1 protein-coding gene and 1 pseudogene are annotated in these 539 nt (G+C 57.0%); one reads left to right on the top strand and one right to left on the bottom strand.

Annotated elements, in window-relative coordinates; translation table 11 throughout:
• Positions 1 to 187 (bottom strand): pseudouridine synthase (locus tag ACRZ95_RS23255; RefSeq protein WP_480555780.1); only part of this gene is annotated, 187 nt, incomplete at its 3' end.
• A gap of 213 nt (positions 188 to 400) precedes the next feature.
• On the opposite strand from ACRZ95_RS23255, the pseudogene ACRZ95_RS23260 reads away from it, so the two are divergent.
• A pseudogene (locus ACRZ95_RS23260) lies at positions 401 to 539 on the top strand (HNH endonuclease); the annotation flags it as partial.

Below are 539 nucleotides of genomic sequence, written 5' to 3' on the forward strand. Positions count from 1 at the left end.
CCTGCAAACGCCCAGTGTCGGTTAGCAGCATCAGACCTTCACTGTCCCGATCCAACCGTCCCGCCGGGTACACGCCCGGCAGGTCGATGAAGTCCGACAGTGTGCTGCGCGGCGACTCGGTATGTGACCGGTCGGTGAATTGCGGCAGAACATCAAACGGTTTGTTGAAGCGAATGAACCACGACATACGCCCGCCATAGCGCGGGCGACACAGCGGATGCAACCTGTGGATAACTGTCATGCGCCTGTTACGGATTCGGCGTACCCAATCAGCGACATATAGTGGAAACTCAGGGCTTGTCAGGGATTTACCACGATATATAGTCACCATAAGGCCGGGGCGGGTGCTCTCCGCTCTGGTGTCACAAACGGGCAGCTGAGAGCGAGGAGCTATTCAGGTATGGACGGAGATTTCAGGACCGAATTTGTCAGGGAGCCAGGTGCGCTCAAGCATCATCCGGCATTGGTTTTGAACGCCGATTACCGTCCCTTGTCCTATTATCCGCTGTCTCTGTGGCCGTGGCAGGAGGCGATCAAAG

This window comes from Ruegeria sp. AI3 (genome assembly GCF_056541245.1).